Annotated in this window: 16 protein-coding genes; 5 read left to right on the top strand and 11 right to left on the bottom strand. The window is 62.1% G+C overall.

Annotation, left to right across the window (positions count from 1 at the left end; genetic code table 11):
* The first annotated feature begins 54 nt into the window (after positions 1 to 54).
* Positions 55 to 1,434, top strand: coding sequence for a DUF2868 domain-containing protein (locus TK42_RS11225; protein ID WP_103734218.1), 1,380 nt, complete (start codon positions 55 to 57; stop codon positions 1,432 to 1,434).
* A complete protein-coding gene (locus tag TK42_RS11220) occupies positions 1,427 to 2,794 on the top strand; it encodes a DUF3482 domain-containing protein (protein WP_078822570.1) in 1,368 nt (455 codons plus the stop codon). Before TK42_RS11225 ends, TK42_RS11220 begins: the two co-directional genes overlap by 8 nt.
* 14 nt (positions 2,795 to 2,808) lie before the next feature.
* On the opposite strand, the gene TK42_RS11215 is transcribed toward TK42_RS11220, so the two are convergent.
* From TK42_RS11215 to TK42_RS11185, 7 genes are all read right to left on the bottom strand, one after another.
* Positions 2,809 to 3,324: a hypothetical protein gene (locus tag TK42_RS11215; RefSeq protein ID WP_032878892.1), complete on the bottom strand. Its 516-nt coding sequence runs from the start codon at positions 3,322 to 3,324 to the stop codon at positions 2,809 to 2,811.
* Positions 3,325 to 3,478: 154 nt separating this feature from the next.
* The gene (locus TK42_RS11210) at positions 3,479 to 4,612 is read right to left on the bottom strand and encodes a TIGR03364 family FAD-dependent oxidoreductase (RefSeq protein ID WP_103734217.1); all 1,134 of its coding nucleotides are present in this window, start codon (positions 4,610 to 4,612) and stop codon (positions 3,479 to 3,481) included.
* Between the two features lie 125 nt (positions 4,613 to 4,737).
* Entirely contained in the window at positions 4,738 to 5,760 is a 1,023-nt protein-coding gene (locus TK42_RS11205; protein ID WP_103734216.1) for a putative 2-aminoethylphosphonate ABC transporter substrate-binding protein, read from the bottom strand.
* 23 nt (positions 5,761 to 5,783) lie between these two features.
* Positions 5,784 to 7,496: a putative 2-aminoethylphosphonate ABC transporter permease subunit gene (locus tag TK42_RS11200; protein WP_103734215.1), complete on the bottom strand. Its 1,713-nt coding sequence runs from the start codon at positions 7,494 to 7,496 to the stop codon at positions 5,784 to 5,786.
* Position 7,497: 1 nt separating this feature from the next.
* On the bottom strand, positions 7,498 to 8,562 hold the full coding sequence (locus TK42_RS11195; protein ID WP_078822573.1) for a putative 2-aminoethylphosphonate ABC transporter ATP-binding protein: 1,065 nt from the start codon (positions 8,560 to 8,562) through the stop codon (positions 7,498 to 7,500).
* A 247-nt stretch (positions 8,563 to 8,809) separates the two neighbouring features.
* A complete protein-coding gene (locus tag TK42_RS11190) occupies positions 8,810 to 9,673 on the bottom strand; it encodes a LysR family transcriptional regulator (protein ID WP_005792324.1) in 864 nt (287 codons plus the stop codon).
* Between the two features lie 16 nt (positions 9,674 to 9,689).
* Entirely contained in the window at positions 9,690 to 11,996 is a 2,307-nt protein-coding gene (locus TK42_RS11185; protein WP_032878887.1) for a heavy metal translocating P-type ATPase, read from the bottom strand.
* Positions 11,997 to 12,081: 85 nt separating this feature from the next.
* Between TK42_RS11185 and cadR the strand changes: the two genes are divergently transcribed.
* Complete coding sequence (cadR, locus tag TK42_RS11180; protein WP_103734214.1) at positions 12,082 to 12,522, top strand: Cd(II)/Pb(II)-responsive transcriptional regulator; 441 nt, start codon at positions 12,082 to 12,084, stop codon at positions 12,520 to 12,522.
* 132 nt (positions 12,523 to 12,654) lie between these two features.
* On the opposite strand, the gene TK42_RS11175 is transcribed toward cadR, so the two are convergent.
* On the bottom strand, positions 12,655 to 13,488 hold the full coding sequence (locus tag TK42_RS11175; protein WP_103734213.1) for a thymidylate synthase: 834 nt from the start codon (positions 13,486 to 13,488) through the stop codon (positions 12,655 to 12,657).
* A 51-nt stretch (positions 13,489 to 13,539) separates the two neighbouring features.
* Complete coding sequence (lgt, locus tag TK42_RS11170) at positions 13,540 to 14,352, bottom strand: prolipoprotein diacylglyceryl transferase (protein WP_005792329.1); 813 nt, start codon at positions 14,350 to 14,352, stop codon at positions 13,540 to 13,542.
* Between the two features lie 216 nt (positions 14,353 to 14,568).
* Here lgt and TK42_RS11165 point away from each other — a divergent pair, with 216 nt between their 5' ends.
* Positions 14,569 to 15,315 (top strand): NRDE family protein, encoded by a 747-nt coding sequence (locus tag TK42_RS11165; RefSeq protein WP_103734212.1) that lies wholly within the window; start codon positions 14,569 to 14,571, stop codon positions 15,313 to 15,315.
* A 98-nt stretch (positions 15,316 to 15,413) separates the two neighbouring features.
* Here the strand turns inward: TK42_RS11165 and ptsP are convergent, their stop codons facing one another.
* Together ptsP and TK42_RS11155 are read right to left on the bottom strand one after the other, a co-directional pair.
* On the bottom strand, positions 15,414 to 17,693 hold the full coding sequence (gene ptsP, locus TK42_RS11160; RefSeq protein WP_005792331.1) for a phosphoenolpyruvate--protein phosphotransferase: 2,280 nt from the start codon (positions 17,691 to 17,693) through the stop codon (positions 15,414 to 15,416).
* A 22-nt stretch (positions 17,694 to 17,715) separates the two neighbouring features.
* Positions 17,716 to 18,195, bottom strand: a complete 480-nt coding sequence (locus tag TK42_RS11155) for an RNA pyrophosphohydrolase (RefSeq protein ID WP_003176750.1) — start codon at positions 18,193 to 18,195, stop codon at positions 17,716 to 17,718.
* A gap of 143 nt (positions 18,196 to 18,338) precedes the next feature.
* On the opposite strand from TK42_RS11155, the gene TK42_RS11150 reads away from it, so the two are divergent.
* A complete protein-coding gene (locus tag TK42_RS11150) occupies positions 18,339 to 18,995 on the top strand; it encodes an HAD family phosphatase (RefSeq protein WP_032878883.1) in 657 nt (218 codons plus the stop codon).
* Positions 18,996 to 19,023 lie beyond the last annotated feature (28 nt).

Genomic DNA, 19,023 nt, shown 5'->3' with positions numbered 1-19,023 from the left:
AGAGCCGCGAGTCAGCGGTTATGCTCCACCTTCACTGAAACAACAGGATGGCGCGTGACTGCACTGACTCCTCTGCACACACTCTGGCTGACAGAAGCCGTGCGCCTGCGTGAAGAACACGCCGGCTCCCTGGAAGACCTGGAAGCCAACCGCCTGGCCCGCACGGCCGGGGGCGACCTGTCGACGCGTATTACCCAGCGCGCCTTGCACCTGGCCGAGCGCGATGGCCTGACCGGTGCCCTCACACGCTGGCTGCAAGGCGCGCGCCTGGCGCTGATCTTACTGGCGGTCGTGGCCGTGATCAGTGGCGCCGGCCTGGCATTCGCTGCGCTGGGCAATGGCCTGACGCCGGTGAACGTGTTCTGGGCCCTGGGCAGCCTGCTCGGGTTGAACCTGATCCTGCTGGTCAGTTGGGCCCTGGGGCTGCTGTTTGCTGGCGAACACAGCGCCAGCCTTGGGCGCCTGTGGTTATGGCTCAGCGAGAAACTGGCGCGTGACGCCAAAGCCGCACAATTGGCGCCAGCGTTGCTGCTGTTGTTGCAACGGCAAAAACTCAATCGCTGGGCGGTGGGTGTGTTGGTCAACAGCCTGTGGCTGCTGGCGTTGCTCAGCGCTATGGTGATCCTGCTGACCCTGCTCGCCACCCGTCGTTACGGCTTTGTGTGGGAAACCACCATTCTCGGCGCCGACACGTTTGTCGCCGTGACCCAGGCCCTCGGCAGCCTGCCCGCTTTGCTGGGTTTCAATGTGCCAACCGTCGACATGATCCGCGCCAGCGGTGATTCAGCCCTGAATATCGAAAACGCCCGCCAAGCCTGGGCCGCCTGGCTGGTGGGCGTGTTGCTGGTCTACGGCCTGCTGCCCCGGTTGATCCTCGCCCTGTTCTGCCTGTGGCGCTGGAAAATCGGGCGTGCGGCGTTGCGCCTGGACCTCAACCTGCAAGGCTACGCCCAACTGCGCGAACGCCTGATGCCTAGCAGCGAACGGCTTGGGGTCAACGATGCCGCGCCCGAACAGCTGCACCACGTCAGTGGCGGCGTCAGCGAGATGGACAGCGACGGCGCCTTGCTGGTGGCCATCGAACTCGACGATCACCACCCGTGGCCACCCAAACTGCCCAGCAACGTTAAAAACGCCGGCATCCTCGACAGCCGTGAATCGCGGAACAAGCTGCTGGAACAACTCAGCCGTTTCCCGCCCGCACGTCTGGTCATCGTCTGCGACCCGCGCCGCTCGCCGGACCGTGGCAGCCTGGCGTTGATCGCCGAACTGGCGCGCAGCGCCACCGCCACCCGTGTATGGCTGCTGCAAGCGCCGCCGGGCCAGGCGCTGGATGCCGAGCGCTTGGGTGACTGGCACACCGCACTGCAACAACTTGAGCTGCCCTTTGCCGATTGCGCACCGTTGAACTGGCTGGAGGCCGGGCATGACTAAACCGCTGAAACTCGCCGTGGTCGGCCACACCAATGTCGGCAAGACCTCGCTGCTGCGCACCCTCACCCGTGACGTGGGCTTCGGCGAAGTCTCCCATCGCCCCAGCACCACGCGGCATGTCGAAGGCGCGCGCTTGTCGGTGGATGGCGAAGCCTTGCTGGAGCTGTACGACACGCCTGGCCTGGAAGACGCCATCGCCCTGCTCGACTATCTGGAGCGCCTGGATCGCCCCGGTGAACGCCTGGACGGTCCCGCTCGCCTGGCGCGTTTTCTGGAGGGTAGCGAAGCACGCCAGCGGTTCGAACAGGAAGCCAAGGTGTTGCGCCAATTGCTGGCCTCGGACGCCGGCCTGTATGTGATCGACGCCCGCGAGCCGGTGCTGGCCAAGTACCGCGATGAGCTGCAAGTGCTGGCCAGTTGCGGCAAACCCTTGTTGCCGGTGCTCAACTTCGTCACCAGCAGCGACCAGCGCGAGCCGGACTGGCGCGAAGCCCTGGCCCGCCTCGGCCTGCACGCGCTGGTGCGCTTCGACAGCGTGGCGCCGCCGGAAGATGGTGAACGTCGCCTGTATGAAAGCCTGGCCCTGCTGCTGGAAAACTCCCGCCCGCAGTTGGAACGCCTGATCCTCGATCAAGAGGCCCAACGCCAGGCCCGCCAGCAAAGCGCCGCACGCTTGATCGCCGAACTGCTGATCGACTGCGCGGCCTGCCGTCGCAGCGTTGTCACCGAAGATGAACAGCAAGCCATCGGCGATCTGCGCAAAGCGGTGCGCCAACGGGAGCAAAAGTGTGTTGAAGCCCTGCTCAAACTGTTCGGCTTTCGCCCACAGGATGCCGCCGCCAGTGATCTACCGTTGCTCGACGGTCGCTGGGGCGATGACTTGTTCAACCCCGAAACCCTCAAGCAACTTGGCGTGCGGGTCGGTGGCGGGATCGCCGCCGGTGCCGCTGCCGGTGCTGGCGTGGACCTCCTGGTCGGCGGCCTGACCCTCGGCGCTGCGGCCCTGGCCGGTGCAATTGCCGGTGGTGCGTTGCAAACCGCACGCAGCTACGGCAGCCGCCTGCTGGGCAAGATCAAAGGCCAACGCGAGCTGACCGTCGACGACAGCGTGCTGCGCCTGCTCGCCTTGCGCCAACGTCAGTTGCTCAAGGCCCTTAGTCTGCGCGGCCATGCGGCGATGCACAGCATCAAGGTCGATACGCCCCAGGATAAAACCTGGCGTGAAGGCAAGCTACCCGACGCGCTGCACAAGGCCCGCGCCTACCCGCAATGGTCGTCCCTCAACCCGCAGCCGAAGCTGAGCCAGGCCGAGCGTCAGGAACAGGTCGAAACATTGGCTGAACAGCTCAACGAAGCGTGACGCGCTTAAAGCACTTACCAATTCAACCCCAGGAACGCCTTGCATAGCGAGCGAACCAGCTCTTTATCAGCGTTTTCAGCTACCCCGTTGCGGTCGATATCACTATTGGTGGTAGCGGTTTCCAACACGCTGTCGCTGTCGACGTCATAGTCCATGGTTCTGGAGACCAGTAATGTTTTCCCCTCGGACACCTTGCTCTCACGGAACTCCAGCCTCACCGAATCCGGCCGTCCCGCGTCGCTGAAATCATCCACATAGATGACGAGCGCACACTGCCAATGGCTTGCCGGGTTAAACCAATTGAGTTTCACGAAGCTGTCGGCGAAAGTCGCGATCCGGCGCTTATCCAGGTCCAGCGAACCGGGTTTACTATGCCCTCCCCATTTTGCATTCGAGGTCATTTCCTGTCCGACGATATCGTGGATCAGCTCATCGGGACGACCCGGCCGTTGCTGATAGAAATGCAAAATGACCGTATCGGCATGACCGTTGCCTTGCAGGTCTTGGGCGATGGCTTTCAAATAGTGCATCAGTGTTGCTCTCTTAATGGGTGAAGCAAGCACCTTAGTGAGGTAACAACAAGGGCTCCAGGCGGCGTATCGGCTTATTGTGTAAGGCCCATCTTCGCTGCCAGTAGCCTCGCCGCCTTGGCCTTGAGTACATCAAGGTCGAGCACCGGGCTCATCACGTCTCTCCCCACAAGGTACTGATATTTCGCTCGGCCATCGCCGGCCCCACGCTCATGCCCACGCCGGTGTGCATCAACGCAGCGCTGACACCGGATGCTGCCTGCACAAACGAGAACGGCCCGGGCCCGCGAGCGCCGTAGACGCCTTGCCAGCGTTCGACCACCTGGATTTTGCAGCCCAGGGTCTGTTCGGCCAGCTCGATCATCCAGTCATCTACCTGCTCGGCATTGAAGGGCGACGGGTCGCTGTCGTAATGGTGGGAGTCACCGATGATCAGTTCGCCATGGGGTGTAGGGCTGATCAACAGGTGAATGCCGTGTTCCTGCAGATGCGGCGTTTCGCGCAGGATCTGCGCCTGCACTGCGGCAGCCTCCGGCAGGTCGGCGAAGGCGCCGTAGTGCACGCAGCTCAGGCCGGTGAGCAGGGCGTGTTGCAGGTTCAGGTTGACCACCGGCCGGGCGCGCAGCATTTGCAGGCGGCAGGTTTGCGGGTTGAGCGGGGCGATGGATTCGGCCAACAGGGTCTGATAGTCGTGGCCGGAGCAGACGATGATCTGCTCGCCGCGAAAGCTGCCGGCCGTGCTGTGCAATTGGCCCGGTTCGACGTCGCGCACCAGAGTGGAAAAGTGAAACTCCACCTTCAACGCCTGACTCAGGTACTGGATCAGCGCCGGGATCGCCTCGCGGGAATACAGTTGCTGGTCATCCTTACCGTGCAGCGCCGCGCGGTGGTGGCGGAACTGGCCGGCATACAGGTCCTTCATCGCAGCGCCTTGCAGCAGCTCGACGTTGTAGCCGTGTTCGCGGGCACGCCCGGCGCAGAAGGCTTCGAGCAGATGTTCTTCAGCTTCCGTGCGGGCAAACAGGTAAGAACCATTGCGCTTGAGCGCAAGGCCCGCCGTTTGCGCCCATTGGCCCCAGATCTCGCGGCTCTGGCGGGCCAGGTCCAGCATCGGCCCCGGCGGCTGGCCAGTGACCAGGGCTTGGCCGAAGTTACGCACAGAAGCGCCCAATGGCGTGGCGCTGCGCTCGAACACCTTGACCTTGAGGCCGCGTTTGGCGGCGGCATAAGCGTGGGACAGGCCGAGGATGCCGGCGCCGATGATCAGCAGGTCGCTGTGGTGTGTCATGGAGTGATGTCCTGAATTCGAAGCCACTATCGCAGGCAAGCCAGCTCCCACATTTTGATGTGTGAATACCTTCAAATGTGGGAGCTGGCTTGCCTGCGAAGGGGCCATAAGCCCTAACGAAAACCTTACTGACCCGCCACCTTCTCCGACTTACCGTCATAGCGCTTGCGCCATTCAGTCAGGATGCTGTCGCGGTTTTTCGAGGCCCAGGCAAAGTCGTTCTTGATCAGGCGCTGCTCGTAGTCGGCCGGCAATTCGGTCTGCGGCTTGGCGATACCCGGCTGGGCGAGGATGGCGAAGTTAGCCTTGTACAGCTCCATCGCCGCTGGGCTGGCGGAAAAGTCAGCGAGTTTTTTTGCCGCATCGGCGTGTGCGCTGCCCTTGACTACGGCGGTGGCTTCGATCTCCCAGCCCAGGCCCTCTTTCGGCAGGATGATGTCCAGCGGCGCACCCTGGCGTTTGAGCTGAACCGCCGGGTATTCAAAGGAAATACCAATCGGGAACTCACCGGACGCCGCCAACTTGCACGGCTTGGAGCCGGAGTGAACGTACTGGCCGATGTTCTGGTGCAGGTCGTCCATGTACTGCCAGCCCTGCTTCTCGCCGAAGGTCTGCAACCAGGCGCTGACATCCAGGAAGCCGGTGCCGGAGGACGCCGGATTGGGCATCACGATCTTGCCCTTGTATTCAGGCTTGGTCAGGTCCTGCCAGCTCACCGGTTTGGTCAGGCCCAGCTTTTCGGCTTCGATGGTGTTGAAGCAGATGGTCGCGGCCCACACGTCCATGCCGACCCAGGCGGGCGGGTTGGCGGCGTCGCGGTAGTGCTGGCCGATCTTGTCCAGGTCCTTGGGCGCGTAGTTGTCCAGCATCCCCTGCTGGTCGAGGATCGCCAGGCTGGAGGCGGCCAGGCCCCACACCACGTCAGCTTGCGGGCGGTCTTTTTCAGCCAGCAGCTTGGCGGTGATAATGCCGGTGGAATCGCGTACCCACTTGATCTCGATGTCGGGGTTGGCCTGCTCGAAGGCTTTTTTGTAGGTCTTCAATTGCTCGGCTTCGAGGGCCGTGTACACGGTCAACTCGGTCTTGGCGAAGGCATTCAGGCTGAATGCCGTGAGTACCGCAGCGACCAGCGCCAGGGGCTTGAACATGGAGCACCTCCTTCAGGGATGTTTTATTGGCCGGGCGCGGTCTGGCGCCAGGCTTGGGAGCGACGCAGCGCGCCACGTGAGGCCCACGCCAGCAACAGCGAGACGCCGACTGAGGTGAACAGGATCAGGGTCGACATGGCCGCCGCGCCGCCCACGTTGCCGGCGTCGTCCATGTTCAGCACGGCGACGGCGGCGAGGATGGTGTCGGGGCTGTAGAGAAAGATCGCGGCGGACACGGTGGTCATCGCCGACACAAACAGGTAGCGCAGGATATCCAGCAGCGCCGGCAGGCAGATCGGCACCGTGACGCGCCAATAGTGGCGGTACAACGGCGCCTTGAGCGACAACGCCGCCGCTTCGAACTCGGCGTCCAGCTGGCGCAGGGCGGTGGTCGCGGTCATCTGCGCGGTGGTCAGGTAGTGCGCAATGGTGCACACCACCAGCAACGCCATGCTCCCGTAGAGCACGTGCAGCGGGTTGCCGTTGAGGTTGAAAAAGAACACGTAGCCCAAGCCAAGCACCAGCCCCGGCACCGCCATCGGTACGAAGCTGAGCATGCGCAGCGCCAGGTTCAGGCCCTTCTGGCCCTTGGTCTTCTCCATCAGGTAGGCACCGGTGAAGATCAACACACTGCCGATCAACGCCGTGCACAGCGCCATGGTCAGGCTGTTGCGGTAGGCCAGCCAGCCGCCGCCGGCGGTGTCTTCGAACTGGTAGTGGTTGAGCGATAGCGACAGGTTGTACGGCCAGAACTTCACCAGCGACGAATACACCGCCATGCCGAACACCAGCAACAACACCGCGCAAATCAGCAACACGATGGCCAGGTAGCAACCGTCGCGCAGCCGCGATGGCGCAGGCAGAAACACCTGGGCGCGACCGCTCATCGAGTCGCCATGCCGACGGCGCAACCAGGCATCCACGCCGAAGCTGAACAGTGCCGGCAGCAGCAACACCATGCCGATCAACGCGCCGCGCCCGAACTGTTGCTGACCGACCACCGCCTTGTAGGCTTCCAGCGCCAACACCTGGTAGTCGCCGCCCACCACCACCGGTACACCGAAGTCGGTGATGGTCAGGGTAAACACCAGGCAGAACGCGGCGAACACCGCCTGGCGCGTGGCCGGCCAGGTGATGCTGCGAAACGCCCGGGCCGGGCTGGCGCCCATGCTCGACGCCGCATCGAACAAGCGTGCATCCGCCAGGGACAGCGCCGAGAGCAAGATCATCAAGGCATGGGGAAAGGTGTAGATCACTTCACCGAGCACAATGCCCCAGAAGCCGTAGATATTGTCCGAGAGCAAGCCGCGCAACATGCCCTGGTTGCCGAACAGATAGACCAGGGCAATGCCCGGCAGCATCGACGGCGCCATCAAGGGCAGCAATGACAAACCGCGCCAGACGGTCTTGCCGGGAATCAGCGTACGTTGCAGGGCGTAGGCAAACAGGTAAGCCAGCGGTACGACGATGGCCGCCACGCTGAGGGAAACTTTCAGGCTATTGCCCAGCAACCAGTGGAAGTTGGCGCTGGTCAGCAGCTCCCGCGCTGCAACCAGGCCACCGCCCTGCCCGGCTTCGCTGCTGAAGCCGCGCCAGAAGATCGCCAGCAGCGGCAGCAGGACCGCCACCACCAGCAGGCCGAGCCAGAGCCATTTACCGCCGACCACAAAGAGGCGGTCGCCCCACTCGGCGCGGGACACCTGACGCGGTACCGGCAATGTCATGACGGCGGCCATCTCAGGCAAACACCTGCAGGCTGCGCGGCGGCAAGGCCACCCAGATGTCCTGGGCGCCCAGGCGCGGCATGGCTTCGGGCGCCAGTTCGGCCAGCAACGGATGGCCCGGCAACTGCTCCAACTCAAAGCTCATGCGGCAGCGGTTGCCGAGGAAAGTAATTTCGCGAACCTTGGCCGGGAACAGGTTTTCTTCATGCACCGTCGGGTTGACGCTGATCGCTTCCGGGCGACAGAACAGGCGGCCGGACCGGGCCACACCGGCATCGTCGGCCAGGCGCATATTCATTCCGCCGACCTGGGCATGGCTGGCGCTGCTACGGCTGAACGGCAACCAGTTGCCCTGGCCAACAAACTCGGCCACGAAGGGTGTGGCCGGGCGGTCGTAGATCTCCTGGGGCGTGGCGTACTGCTCGACCTTACCGTTATTCATCACGGCAATGCGGTCGGCCATCAACATGGCTTCGTCCTGGTTGTGGGTCACCATCAAGGTGGTAATACCCAGGCGCCGCTGCAATTGGCGCAGCTCGGTGCACAAATGCTCGCGCACACGGGCGTCGAGGGCCGACATCGGTTCATCCAGCAGCAACAGCGAAGGAGCCGGCGCCAATGCCCGGGCCAGGGCCACCCGTTGCTGCTGGCCGCCGGAGAGTTGACCGGGGTATTTCTTTTCGCTGCCGACCAGGCCGACGAGTTCAAGCATCTGCCCGACGCGCTTGCGCACTTCATCGCGGCCGCTGCCTGTGAGGCCGTAGCCAATGTTTGCTTCAACCGTGAGATTGGGGAACAACGCGTAGGACTGAAACAGGATGCCGTAGTCTCTCGCCTGGGGCGGCAGCAGGGAAACGTCCCGCTCGCCCAGGTAAAGCTCACCGCTATCCTGACGCTCCAGGCCGGCGATGCAGCGCAGCAACGTGGTCTTGCCGCAGCCGGACGGGCCCAGCAGGCACACCAGCTCGCCGGCGGCGACGTCCAGGGACACGTTGTCCAGCGCGGTGAAAGCGCCAAAGCGTTTCTGGATCCCGCGCACCTTCATGGGCGCGCCGGGTTGGGTCAGGGCTGTGTTCATGCAAGGCACCTCATCGAACGGATGAAGGCCATGCTAGGGAGGCAATACGTAGTTGGTGTGGCAGAAAGGCAAAACGGGGTGATAGTGGTATTGGTGGATTTGTGTAGGACTCATGGAGATGAGTTGCCTGGCCTACCGCTATCGGGAGCAAGCCCCCTCCCACAGTTGACCGGGTTCCAACATGAGAATGCGGTCAAAATGTGGGAGGGGGCTTGCTCCCAATTGGCCCTCAAGCCAGCCGCAGAACTTAAATTGGCGACATTTCCTGAGCCAGGCCAAGGAACGCTGCCGGCAGCCGAGCACCTTTACGCTCCTTGAGGCAATACAGATACTCCGGAATCTGCGGTGCATTCTCGATGGTCAGCACACGCAATTGCGGATCATGGGGCACTTCCTGGCGAGCGATGATGCTGATGCCGATATTGCGCAGCACCGCCTCGCGAATCGACTCACGGCTGCCAATCTCCAGCAACGGCCCATACCCTACGCCGCCGCTCTTCAAAAGCTCTTCGGTCAGCCTGCGGGTGGTGGAGCCGGCTTCACGCATCAACAGCGTATGCCCGGCCAGCGCGCTCAACGACACATGCTCAAGCTTGGCCAACGGGTGATTGCGATGTACCGCCAGCACCAGCGGGTCGGTGCCCAGCACGCGGCGGATCAGGCGCGGGTCGTCCAGCAATTGCGAAGAGGCCGCAACGTCGACGCGGTAATCATCCAACGCTTCGAGCACCTGCTGGGAGTTGCCGATTTCCACCGACACTTCCACGTGCGGCAGGCGTTCACGAAAGGCTTTGACCAGGTCGAGAATGTAATACGGCGCCGTCGCGGCAATCCGCAGCGCGCCCTGGACCTGACCATTGTTGCGCAGGAAAAACTCGATATCCGCTTCCTGCTGCAACAGCGTCTTGACCATCGGCAACAGCCGCGCACCTTCGTCGCTGACCGTCAGGCGACGGCCGCCGCGATAGAACAGCTCAACGCCGTATTGGCTTTCCAGGTTGCGAATCTGGGTGGTCACCGTGGGCTGGCTCAGGCCGAGTTTTTTCGCCGCCTGGGTGATACTGCCCAGGCGGGCGACCATGAAAAACGCCTTTAACTCAGCACTCAGCACACCACCCTCTCATCCTCTATTTGCGCAACAGGCGCAGGCCATTGAACACCACCAGCAAACTCACGCCCATGTCGGCGAAGACCGCCATCCACATGGTCGCCATGCCCATGAAGGTCACGGCCAGGAAAATCGCCTTGATCACCAGCGCCAGGGCGATGTTCTGCTTGAGGATACTCGACGTTTGCCGCGACAGCCGAATGAAAGCCGGAATCTTGCGCAGATCATCATCCATCAGCGCCACGTCGGCAGTCTCGATAGCCGTGTCAGTGCCCGCCGCTGCCATGGCAAAGCCGATCTCGGCCCGCGCCAGGGCTGGAGCATCGTTGATGCCATCGCCGACCATGCCCACCCGATGGCCTTGGCCGTAGAGGGTTTCGATGGCTTGCAGCTTGTCGGTGGGCAACAGGTCACCCTGGGCCTGGTCGATGCCGACTTGGGTCGCAATCGCCTGGGCGGTGTGGGTGTTGTCGCCGGTGAGCATCAGGGTTTTGATGCCCAGGTCGTGAAGTTGCTGGATGGCTTCGCGGCTACTGTCCTTGACCGTGTCGGCCACGGCAAACAGCGCCAGGGGGCCGGACTTGTCCAGCAGTAGCACGACGGACTTGCCTTGTTTTTCCAGGGCGAAGAGTTTTTCTTCCAACGCCTCTGAGCACAGGCCGAGGTCTTCCACCAAGCGGTGGTTGCCCAAGTGATAGGTCTGGCCGTTGATGTCGCCGCGCACACCGCGCCCGGCCAGAGCCTCGAAGTTATCCACAACGTGAAGCGCCAGGTTTTTATCCACAGCTGCGTTGGCGATCGCCAGGGACACCGGGTGGTCGGAACGCCCAGCCAAACTGGCGGCCAGGGCCGGGGCGCTGTCTTCAAGATTCGGGAACAGCGGCAGGTAATCGGTTTGCACCGGTTTGCCGTGGGTGATGGTGCCGGTCTTGTCGAGCGCCAGGTAGTCGAGCTTGTAACCGCCCTCCAGGTACACGCCGCCCTTGATCAGGATGCCTTTGCGCGCTGCGGCGGCCAGGCCGCTGACGATGGTCACCGGTGTGGAGATCACCAAGGCACACGGGCATGCCACCACCAGCAGCACGAGGGCGCGATAGATCCAGTCGAACCACACGCCCGCCATGAACAGCGGCGGAATCACCGCCACACCCAGGGCAAACAGGAACACCGCCGGGGTGTAGACCTTGGAAAAGCTGTCGACAAAACGCTGGGTCGGCGCCCGTGCGCCTTGGGCTTGTTCCACGGCGTGGATGATTCGCGCCAGGGTCGAGTTGTTGGCCGCCGCAGTGACTTTGTACTCCAGGGAACCGGCCTGGTTGATGGTGCCGGCGAAGACTTTATCGCCGATGGTCTTTTCAATCGGCAGGCTTTCCCCGGTGATCGGTGCCTGATCGATGGTGGATTGACCGGCAGTGACTTCACCGTCCAGGCCGATACGCTCGCCGGGTTTTACTCGGACGATCGCACCAAGTTCAATGCTTTTGACCTCTTGTTCCATCCATGAGCCGTCAGCCTGGCGCACGGTGGCCTGCTCCGGGGTCATCTGCATCAAGCCGCTGATGGCATTGCGCGCCCGGTCCAGGGACTTGGCCTCAATCAACTCGGCTACCGTAAACAGGAACATCACCATCGCCGCTTCCGGCCACTGACCAATCAGGATGGCGCCGGTCACCGCGATGCTCATCAGCGCGTTGATGTTCAGGTTGAGGTTTTTCAGGGCAATCCAGCCCTTTTTGTAGGTGGTCAAGCCGCCGCTGAGGATCGACACCAGCGCCACCAGTGCGATCACCCAAGTCGGTGCCACACCGGTGAAGTGCAGCACTTCGGCACCCAGGGCGCCCACGCCCGACACTGCCAATGGCCACCAATGCTTCTTGGCCGGCGGCGCGGCGGTGGGGCTGCCTTCCTCGATAGGGTCGGCCTGCATACCGATGGACTTGATCGCCGCAATGATCGGCGCCGTGCTCGGCAGGTCATGGGTGACACCGAGGATGCGGTTGATCAGGTTGAATTCCAGTTGCTGCACGCCGGCGAGCTTGCCCAGTTTGTTCTGGATCAGCGTCTGCTCGGTGGGGCAGTCCATGGCTTCGATGCGGAAAGTGCTCAGGCGCGAGCCGGCGGTGGGCGCTTCGCTCAGGGTCACCACGGCAGGCCCGGCAGCGCCGGAACAGCAGGAGCCTGAGTGGCCGTGGCTATCCACCGGCGTGAGTTTTGCCGGGGCGTGATCATGTGGGTGATCGTGACCATGATCGTGCGGGTGGTCATGAGCATGGTCATGATCGTGCTTGTGGTCGTGCTTGTGCGGGGTGTGAATGGAGTGGCTCATCAGGTCGCGTCCGTAAAGGTGCCTGTTGCCAAGTAAAGACCCTGTAGCCACTATAGGGTCAAGCACCCATTTGGAGATTGCTGCGATGAAGATCGGCGAACTGGCCAAACTCACCGACTGCCCGGTGGAAACCATCCGTTATTACGAGAAGGAAAGCCTGCTGCCACCGCCTGCGCGCACTGAGGGCAACTACCGGGTCTATACCCAGGCGCACACCGAGCGGCTGATCTTTATTCGCAACTGCCGCAGCCTGGACATGACCCTCGAAGAAATCCGCAGCCTGTTAGGGCTGCGCGACAGCCCCCAGGACCAGTGCGAAAGCGTGAATGCGTTGATCGACGAACATATCCACCACGTGAAAGCGCGGATCGACGGATTGCTGGCCTTGCAGGAACAACTGCTGGACCTGCGCCAACGTTGCGGCGGTGGGGATCAGTGCGGGATTTTGCAGCAGTTGGAGGTCAGCGGCGGGATTGCGGCCAGTGAGGCCGAGCCTTCACATGTGGGCCGAAGCCACGGCCACTAAACTCAAGCGAACACGCAACCCATGTGGGAGCTGGCTTGCCTGCGATAGCGGTGGGCCCGCGACATTGATGTCGCCTGACACTCCGCTATCGCAGGCAAGCCAGCTCCCACAGTTTTTTACCGCGTTGGGCCGTTAGATAGCCACGTCGGCCTTGATGCTTGGGTCCGCGTCGTAGCCCACGATCTCGAAGTCTTCGAACTTGTAGTCGTAGATCGAAGCAGGCTTGCGCTTGATCACCAGCTCCGGCAGCTTTTTCGGCGTGCGCGCCAACTGGGTCTGGATCTGTTCCATGTGGTTGCTGTAAGCGTGGGTGTCGCCAGTGGTGACAATGATCTCGTGAGGGATCAGGTCGCATTGCTGGGCCAGCATATGGGTCAGCAACGCCAGCGCGGCGGTGTTATACGGCAGCCCCAGGAATACGTCAGAGCTGCGGATATACAGCTGCATCGACAGATGGCCGTCATGCACGAACGCCTGATACAGCAAGTGGCACGGCGGCAGGGCTTGCTTGCCGTTGCGCGCGTTTTCCTGCGGGCTCCGGGTTTCGTCCGGCAGGTACTCGACGTTCCAGCCGTGGAACAGGATGCGGCGGCTGTTGGGGTTGGTCTTGAGCGTGTGCACCATGTAGTCGATCTGGTTGATCGTGCCGCCGTCCTTGGTAGGCCAGGCGGTCCACTGCTCGCCGTACACCGGGCCCAGGTCACCGTCTTCGGTGGCCCACTCATCCCAGATCTTCACGCCATTTTCGTTGAGCCATTTGATGTTGGTGTTGCCGCTCAACATCCAGATCAGCTCGTTGGCGATGCTTTTGAAGTGCAGTTTCTTGGTGGTCAGCAGCGGGAAGCCGTCGGCCAGGTTATGCCGATACTGACGGGCGAACACGGCCTTGGTGCCGGTGCCGGTGCGGTCGCCCTTGGTCAGGCCATTGGTCACGACGTCGTGCAGCAGTTCGAGATATTGCTTCATGTGAGTACCTGTATCGTTGAAGCCGAGGCGGGCAAACCTCGGCGTTCGAATTTAAAGCGCGGCGTTCTTCAGCGGCTGCGGGCGGTTGTAAGCCCACCACAACATGCCCAGGCCCGCCAGGATCATCGGCAGGCTGAGCACCTGACCCATGGTCAGCCAGCCCCACGCCAGGTAGCCCAACTGCGCATCCGGCACCCGAACGAACTCGACGATAAAGCGGAAAATCCCGTAGAACAGCGCGAACATGCCCGACACGGCCATGGTAGGGCGTGGCTTGCGCGAGAAGAGGTAAAGAATAAGGAACAGCGCCACACCTTCCAACGCGAACTGATACAGCTGCGACGGGTGGCGCGGCAGTTGCGCCGGGTCGCTGAACGGCGGGAACACCATGGCCCACGGCACGTCGGTTGGCTTGCCCCACAACTCGGCGTTGATAAAGTTGCCAATGCGCCCGGCACCCAGGCCGATCGGCACGAACGGCGCCACAAAATCCATCAACTGGAAGAACGACTTGCCGTTGCGGCGCCCGAACCACCACGCAGCGATCATCACGCCGACAAACCCGCCGTGGAATGCCATGCCGCCCTTCCACACTTCGAAAATCAGCGTCGGGTTGGCGATATACGCAGACAGGTCGTAGAACAGCACATACCCCAGGCGCCCGCCGACGATCACCCCCATCGACATCCAGAACACCATGTCGGAGAGCTTCTCCTTGGTCCAGGTCGGGTCGAAACGGTTCAGGCGCCGGGAAGCCAACAGCCAGGCACCGCCGATGCCGATCAGGTACATCAACCCGTACCAATGGATTTTCAGCGGACCAATGGCCAGGGCCACCGGGTCGATCTGCGGGTAAGGCAGCATTGCGACTCCTCGTTAAAACATTTAGTCATGACGCACCGGACCATGCCGATGTGCGATTAAGCCTGCGTTACAGCGGCGAGATCAAATTAAGAAGTTCACATACACGCCAAATAGCCCGGCATGTTAACGGATGGAAGGTGAACGGCCCAACTTCGTTACGATGGAACGCCTGCACATCTGTGGGTAGAGTGGCAAAAACACAAAAGGGGTCACCCGATGTGCCTGATTGTTTTCGCCTGGCGACCGGGCCATGCCCAACCGCTGATCGTCGCGGCCAACCGCGATGAGTTCTATGCCCGCCCCAGCCTGCCGCTGGCCCAGTGGCCGGATGCGCCGCAGGTCTACGCTGGCCGCGATCAGGAGGCCGGGGGCACTTGGCTGGGTGTCAACTCGGATGGGCGTTTCGCTGCGCTGACCAATATCCGCGACCCGCACCAGCCACCGGCACGCAAGTCCCGGGGCAAGCTGGTGGCGCGCTTTCTCAGTGGGTCGCTGCCCATTGATGACTATTTAGCCGACGTTAACAGACGTTCGATTGAATATTCCGGGTTTAACCTGCTGGTGGGTACGCGGGATGAGCTGTGGCATTACAACGCCAATGATACCGAGCCTACGTTGCTGAAGGCTGGGGTTTACGGGTTATCCAATGCCGGGCTGGATACGCCCTGGCCTAAGTTGGTGAAGGCCAAGGCGGCGTTCAGCGCAGTACTGGAGAACCCCGAGCCTAAGGCACTGCTGGGAATTCTCAGCGACCCGCAGACCGCCCCGTTTGCTGAACTGCCGGACACCGGCGTAGGCCTGGCGACCGAAAACCTGCTATCGAGCGTGTTTATCGCCAGCCCCAGTTATGGGACACGGGCCAGCACGGCGCTGATTGTGAATGCCGATGGGACGCGCAGGATGCTGGAGCGTAGCTTTGGCCCACACGGCGGGCGGCTGGGCGAGGTCGAACTGGAAATCTGACGGCGCTTGGACTGACGTCATCGCAGGCAAGCCAGCTCCCACATTTGGAATGCAGTTCCCTGTGGGAGCTGGCTTGCCTGCGATGAAGGCGCCTCGGTCTAGAGGGTTTTCGCCGAGGCCGGGTTGATCATCCGGGTCAGCCCGAGGTTCTTCAGCGCCAACTGCAACGAGCTGTGGATAACTTGCGGGTTGTCGATGGTCATCAACTGCGCGAGCAAATCCTTGGCCATGCCCAGGTCAACCTGGCGCAACATCCACTTCACCTTCGGCAAGTTGGTGGCGTTCATCGACAGGCTGTCAAAGCCCATCGCCATCAGCAACACCGCAGCGGCCGGGTCGCCAGCCATCTCACCGCAGATACTCACCGGCTTGCCTTCGGCATGGGCGTCGCGCACCACGTGTTGCAACGCTTGCAACACCGCCGGGTGCAGGTAGTCGTAGAGGTCGGCCACCCGTGGGTTGTTACGGTCCACCGCCAGCAGGTACTGGGTCAGGTCGTTGGAGCCCACCGAGAGGAAATCCACCTGCCGCGCCAACTCCTTGGCCTGGTATACCGCTGCGGGAATTTCGATCATCACGCCAATCGGCGGCATCGGTACGTCGGCGCCTTCGTCGCGTACTTCGCCCCAGGCGCGGTGGATCAGGTGCAGGGCTTCTTCCAGCTCATGGGTGCCGGAGATCATCGGCAGCAGGATACGCAGGTTGTTCAACCCCTCGCTGGCCTTGAGCATGGCGCGGGTCTGGACGAGGAAAATTTCAGGATGGTCGAGGGTAACGCGAATGCCACGCCAGCCAAGGAAGGGGTTGTCTTCCTTGATGGGGAAATACGACAGTGACTTGTCGCCGCCAATGTCCAGGCTGCGCATCGTCACCGGTAGCGGGTGGAAGGCCTGCAGTTGCTCGCGATAAATCGCCAGCTGCTCCTTCTCGCTCGGAAAACGCTGGTTGATCATGAACGGCACTTCGGTGCGGTACAGCCCCACCCCTTCGGCGCCGCGTTGTTGCGCACGGGCCACATCCGCCAGCAGGCCGGTGTTGACCAGCAGCGGCACGCGATGGCCGTCGAGGGTGACGCACGGCAGCTCGCGCAACGAATCGAGGCCCTGGGCCAGTTGCTTCTCTTCTTCCACCACTTCGGCGTATTGCTTGCGCAGCACGTCGCTGGGGTTGGTAAATACCTCGCCGCGATGCCCATCGACGATCATGTCGATGCCGTCGACCTTGGAGTACGGCAGGTCCACCAGGCCCATCACCGTCGGGATGCCCATGGCCCGGGCCAGGATCGCGACGTGGGAGTTACCCGAGCCCAATACCGAGACCAGGCCCACCAGCTTGCCCTCAGGCACTTCTCCGAGCTGAGTGGCCGTCAGCTCTTCGCTGACCAGGATGGTGTTATCGGGGAAGACCATGTTGGTGCTGCGGTCTTCCTGCAAGTACGCCAGCAGGCGCCGGCCCAGGTCGCGCACATCCGAAGCCCGCTCGCGCAGGTAGGCGTCATCCATCATCTCAAAGCGGTTGACGTGATCGGTGACCACCTGGCGCAACGCGCCCTGGGCCCACTGGCCGGTCTTGATCACAGTCTTGACTTCGTTACCCAGGGACGCGTCGTCGAGCATCATCTGGTACACGTCGAACAGCGCACGCTCTTCAGGGCGCAGCTGGGTGGCCAGCTTGTTCGACAGGTTGCGCATGTCGGCGCGCACGCCTTCCAGGGCGGTCTTGAACAGTTTGATTTCGGCTTCGATGTCGTGGACGGTCTTGTCCGGCACCACATCGAGGTCGGCCGGCGGCAGCATGACCACCGCCGTACCCACCGCAGCACCCGGCGAACCGGGCACGCCGACGAACTTGGCTTCCTGGATGCCCTTGCCCTGGCGCCCCAGGCCGCGGATCGAGCCGGTGGCTTCGGCGTGGGCGATAACCCCGGCCAACTGCGCGCTCATGGTCACCAGGAAGGCTTCTTCACCTTCATCGAACTGGCGGCGTTCTTTTTGCTGGATGACCAACACGCCGACAACGCGGCGGTGGTGGATGATCGGCGCCCCCAGGAACGAGGCGTAGCGCTCTTCACCGGTTTCGGCGAAGTAGCGATAACGCGGGTGGTCGGCCGCATGTTCGAGATTCAGGGGTTCTTCACGCGTCCCCACCAGGCCCACCAGACCTTCATTGGGCGCCATGCTGACCTTGCCGATGGAGCGCTTGTTCAAGCCCTCCGTGGCCATCAGCACAAAACGGTTGGTCTCGGGGTCCAGCAGGTAAACCGAGCAGACCTGGCTGCCCATGGCTTCCTTGACGCGCAACACAATAATCCCCAACGCCGCCTTGAGATCCTTGGCGGAGTTAACTTCCTGGACGATCTTGCGCAGCGTATTGAGCATGGCTCGGGGTCGAACTCCGTCGTCAGTCGCGCGCTAAAAGGCGCGGGGCAAGCTCTTTGAGAGCGCGGCGGTAAACCTCGCGCTTGAATGTCACCACCTGGCCCAACGGGTACCAATAGCTGACCCAGCGCCAGCCATCGAACTCCGGTTTACCGGTCAAATCCATCCGCACCCGCTGCTCGTTGGAGATCAGGCGCAAAAGAAACCATTTCTGCTTCTGGCCGATGCACAGCGGTTGGCTGTGGGTACGCACCAGGCGTTGCGGCAAACGATAGCGCAACCAGCCACGGGTACAGGCCAGAATCTGCACATCTTCACGCTCAAGGCCGACTTCTTCGTTCAACTCACGGTACAAGGCGTCTTCAGGGGTTTCGTCGGGGTTTATCCCACCTTGAGGAAACTGCCAGGCATCTTGGTTGATTCGGCGAGCCCATAGCACCTGTCCGGCATCATTCGTAAGAATAATCCCGACATTAGGACGGAAACCATCGGGGTCGATCACGGCAACAACCTCGCAAACGCATGTCGCCGCATTGTTCCACAAAGATTGTTCCAGCGGCAACGAGGCTTCTTACCTTATGTGCACTCTTGTGAAAAGACCGTATTCTGGACGCCTTTTTACAGACTTTTCAGCGAGTAACTGCAATGCGCCTGGCTTTATTCGACTTGGACAACACCCTTCTCGGCGGTGACAGCGATCACGCCTGGGGCGATTACCTGTGTGAGCGTGGGATTCTTGACCCGGTGGCCTACAAGGCCCGCAACGACGAGTTCTACCAGGACTATCTGGCCGGCAAGCTGGATAACGCCGCTTACCTGAACTTCTGCCTGGAAATCCTCGGCCGCACCGAGATGGCCCAACTGGACGAGTGGCACAACGACTATATGCGCGACTGCATCGAGCCGATCGTGCTGCCCAAGGCGGTGGAACTGCTGGCCCAGCACCACGCCGCCGGCGACAAGCTGGTGATCATCACCGCCACCAACCGCTTCGTCACTGCGCCAATTGCCGCACGGCTAGGCGTTGACACCCTGATCGCCACCGAATGCGAGATGGAAAACGGCCGCTACACCGGGCGCAGCACTGATGTGCCGTGCTTTCGAGAAGGCAAAGTGACGCGCTTGAATCGCTGGCTGGAAGAGACTGGGTACAGCCTGGAAGACAGCTACTTCTATAGCGACTCGATGAATGATTTGCCGTTGCTGGAGCAGGTGACGCATCCGGTGGCGGTGGATCCGGATCCGAATTTGCGCGCTGAAGCGCAGAAGCGGGGCTGGCCGGTGATCACTCTGCGCAGCTGATGACGCTATCGCAGGCAAGCCAGCTCCC

The organism is Pseudomonas sp. GZJR-8, assembly GCF_002916705.1.
In the GTDB taxonomy this organism is placed as follows: domain Bacteria; phylum Pseudomonadota; class Gammaproteobacteria; order Pseudomonadales; family Pseudomonadaceae; genus Aquipseudomonas; species Aquipseudomonas synxantha_A.
This window is presented reverse-complemented; position numbering and strand designations above follow the sequence as displayed.

Coding starts and splice junctions, on each gene's coding strand:
- lgt (WP_005792329.1), bottom strand. CDS start 14,352: ATGCTGCCTTACCCGCAGATCGACCCGGTGGCCCTGGCCATTGGTCCG.
- cadR (WP_103734214.1), top strand. CDS start 12,082: ATGAAGATCGGCGAACTGGCCAAACTCACCGACTGCCCGGTGGAAACC.
- TK42_RS11210 (WP_103734217.1), bottom strand. CDS start 4,612: ATGACACACCACAGCGACCTGCTGATCATCGGCGCCGGCATCCTCGGC.
- TK42_RS11165 (WP_103734212.1), top strand. CDS start 14,569: ATGTGCCTGATTGTTTTCGCCTGGCGACCGGGCCATGCCCAACCGCTG.
- TK42_RS11220 (WP_078822570.1), top strand. CDS start 1,427: ATGACTAAACCGCTGAAACTCGCCGTGGTCGGCCACACCAATGTCGGC.
- TK42_RS11205 (WP_103734216.1), bottom strand. CDS start 5,760: ATGTTCAAGCCCCTGGCGCTGGTCGCTGCGGTACTCACGGCATTCAGC.
- TK42_RS11195 (WP_078822573.1), bottom strand. CDS start 8,562: ATGAACACAGCCCTGACCCAACCCGGCGCGCCCATGAAGGTGCGCGGG.
- TK42_RS11215 (WP_032878892.1), bottom strand. CDS start 3,324: ATGCACTATTTGAAAGCCATCGCCCAAGACCTGCAAGGCAACGGTCAT.
- TK42_RS11185 (WP_032878887.1), bottom strand. CDS start 11,996: ATGAGCCACTCCATTCACACCCCGCACAAGCACGACCACAAGCACGAT.
- TK42_RS11175 (WP_103734213.1), bottom strand. CDS start 13,488: ATGAAGCAATATCTCGAACTGCTGCACGACGTCGTGACCAATGGCCTG.
- ptsP (WP_005792331.1), bottom strand. CDS start 17,693: ATGCTCAATACGCTGCGCAAGATCGTCCAGGAAGTTAACTCCGCCAAG.
- TK42_RS11200 (WP_103734215.1), bottom strand. CDS start 7,496: ATGGCCGCCGTCATGACATTGCCGGTACCGCGTCAGGTGTCCCGCGCC.
- TK42_RS11150 (WP_032878883.1), top strand. CDS start 18,339: ATGCGCCTGGCTTTATTCGACTTGGACAACACCCTTCTCGGCGGTGAC.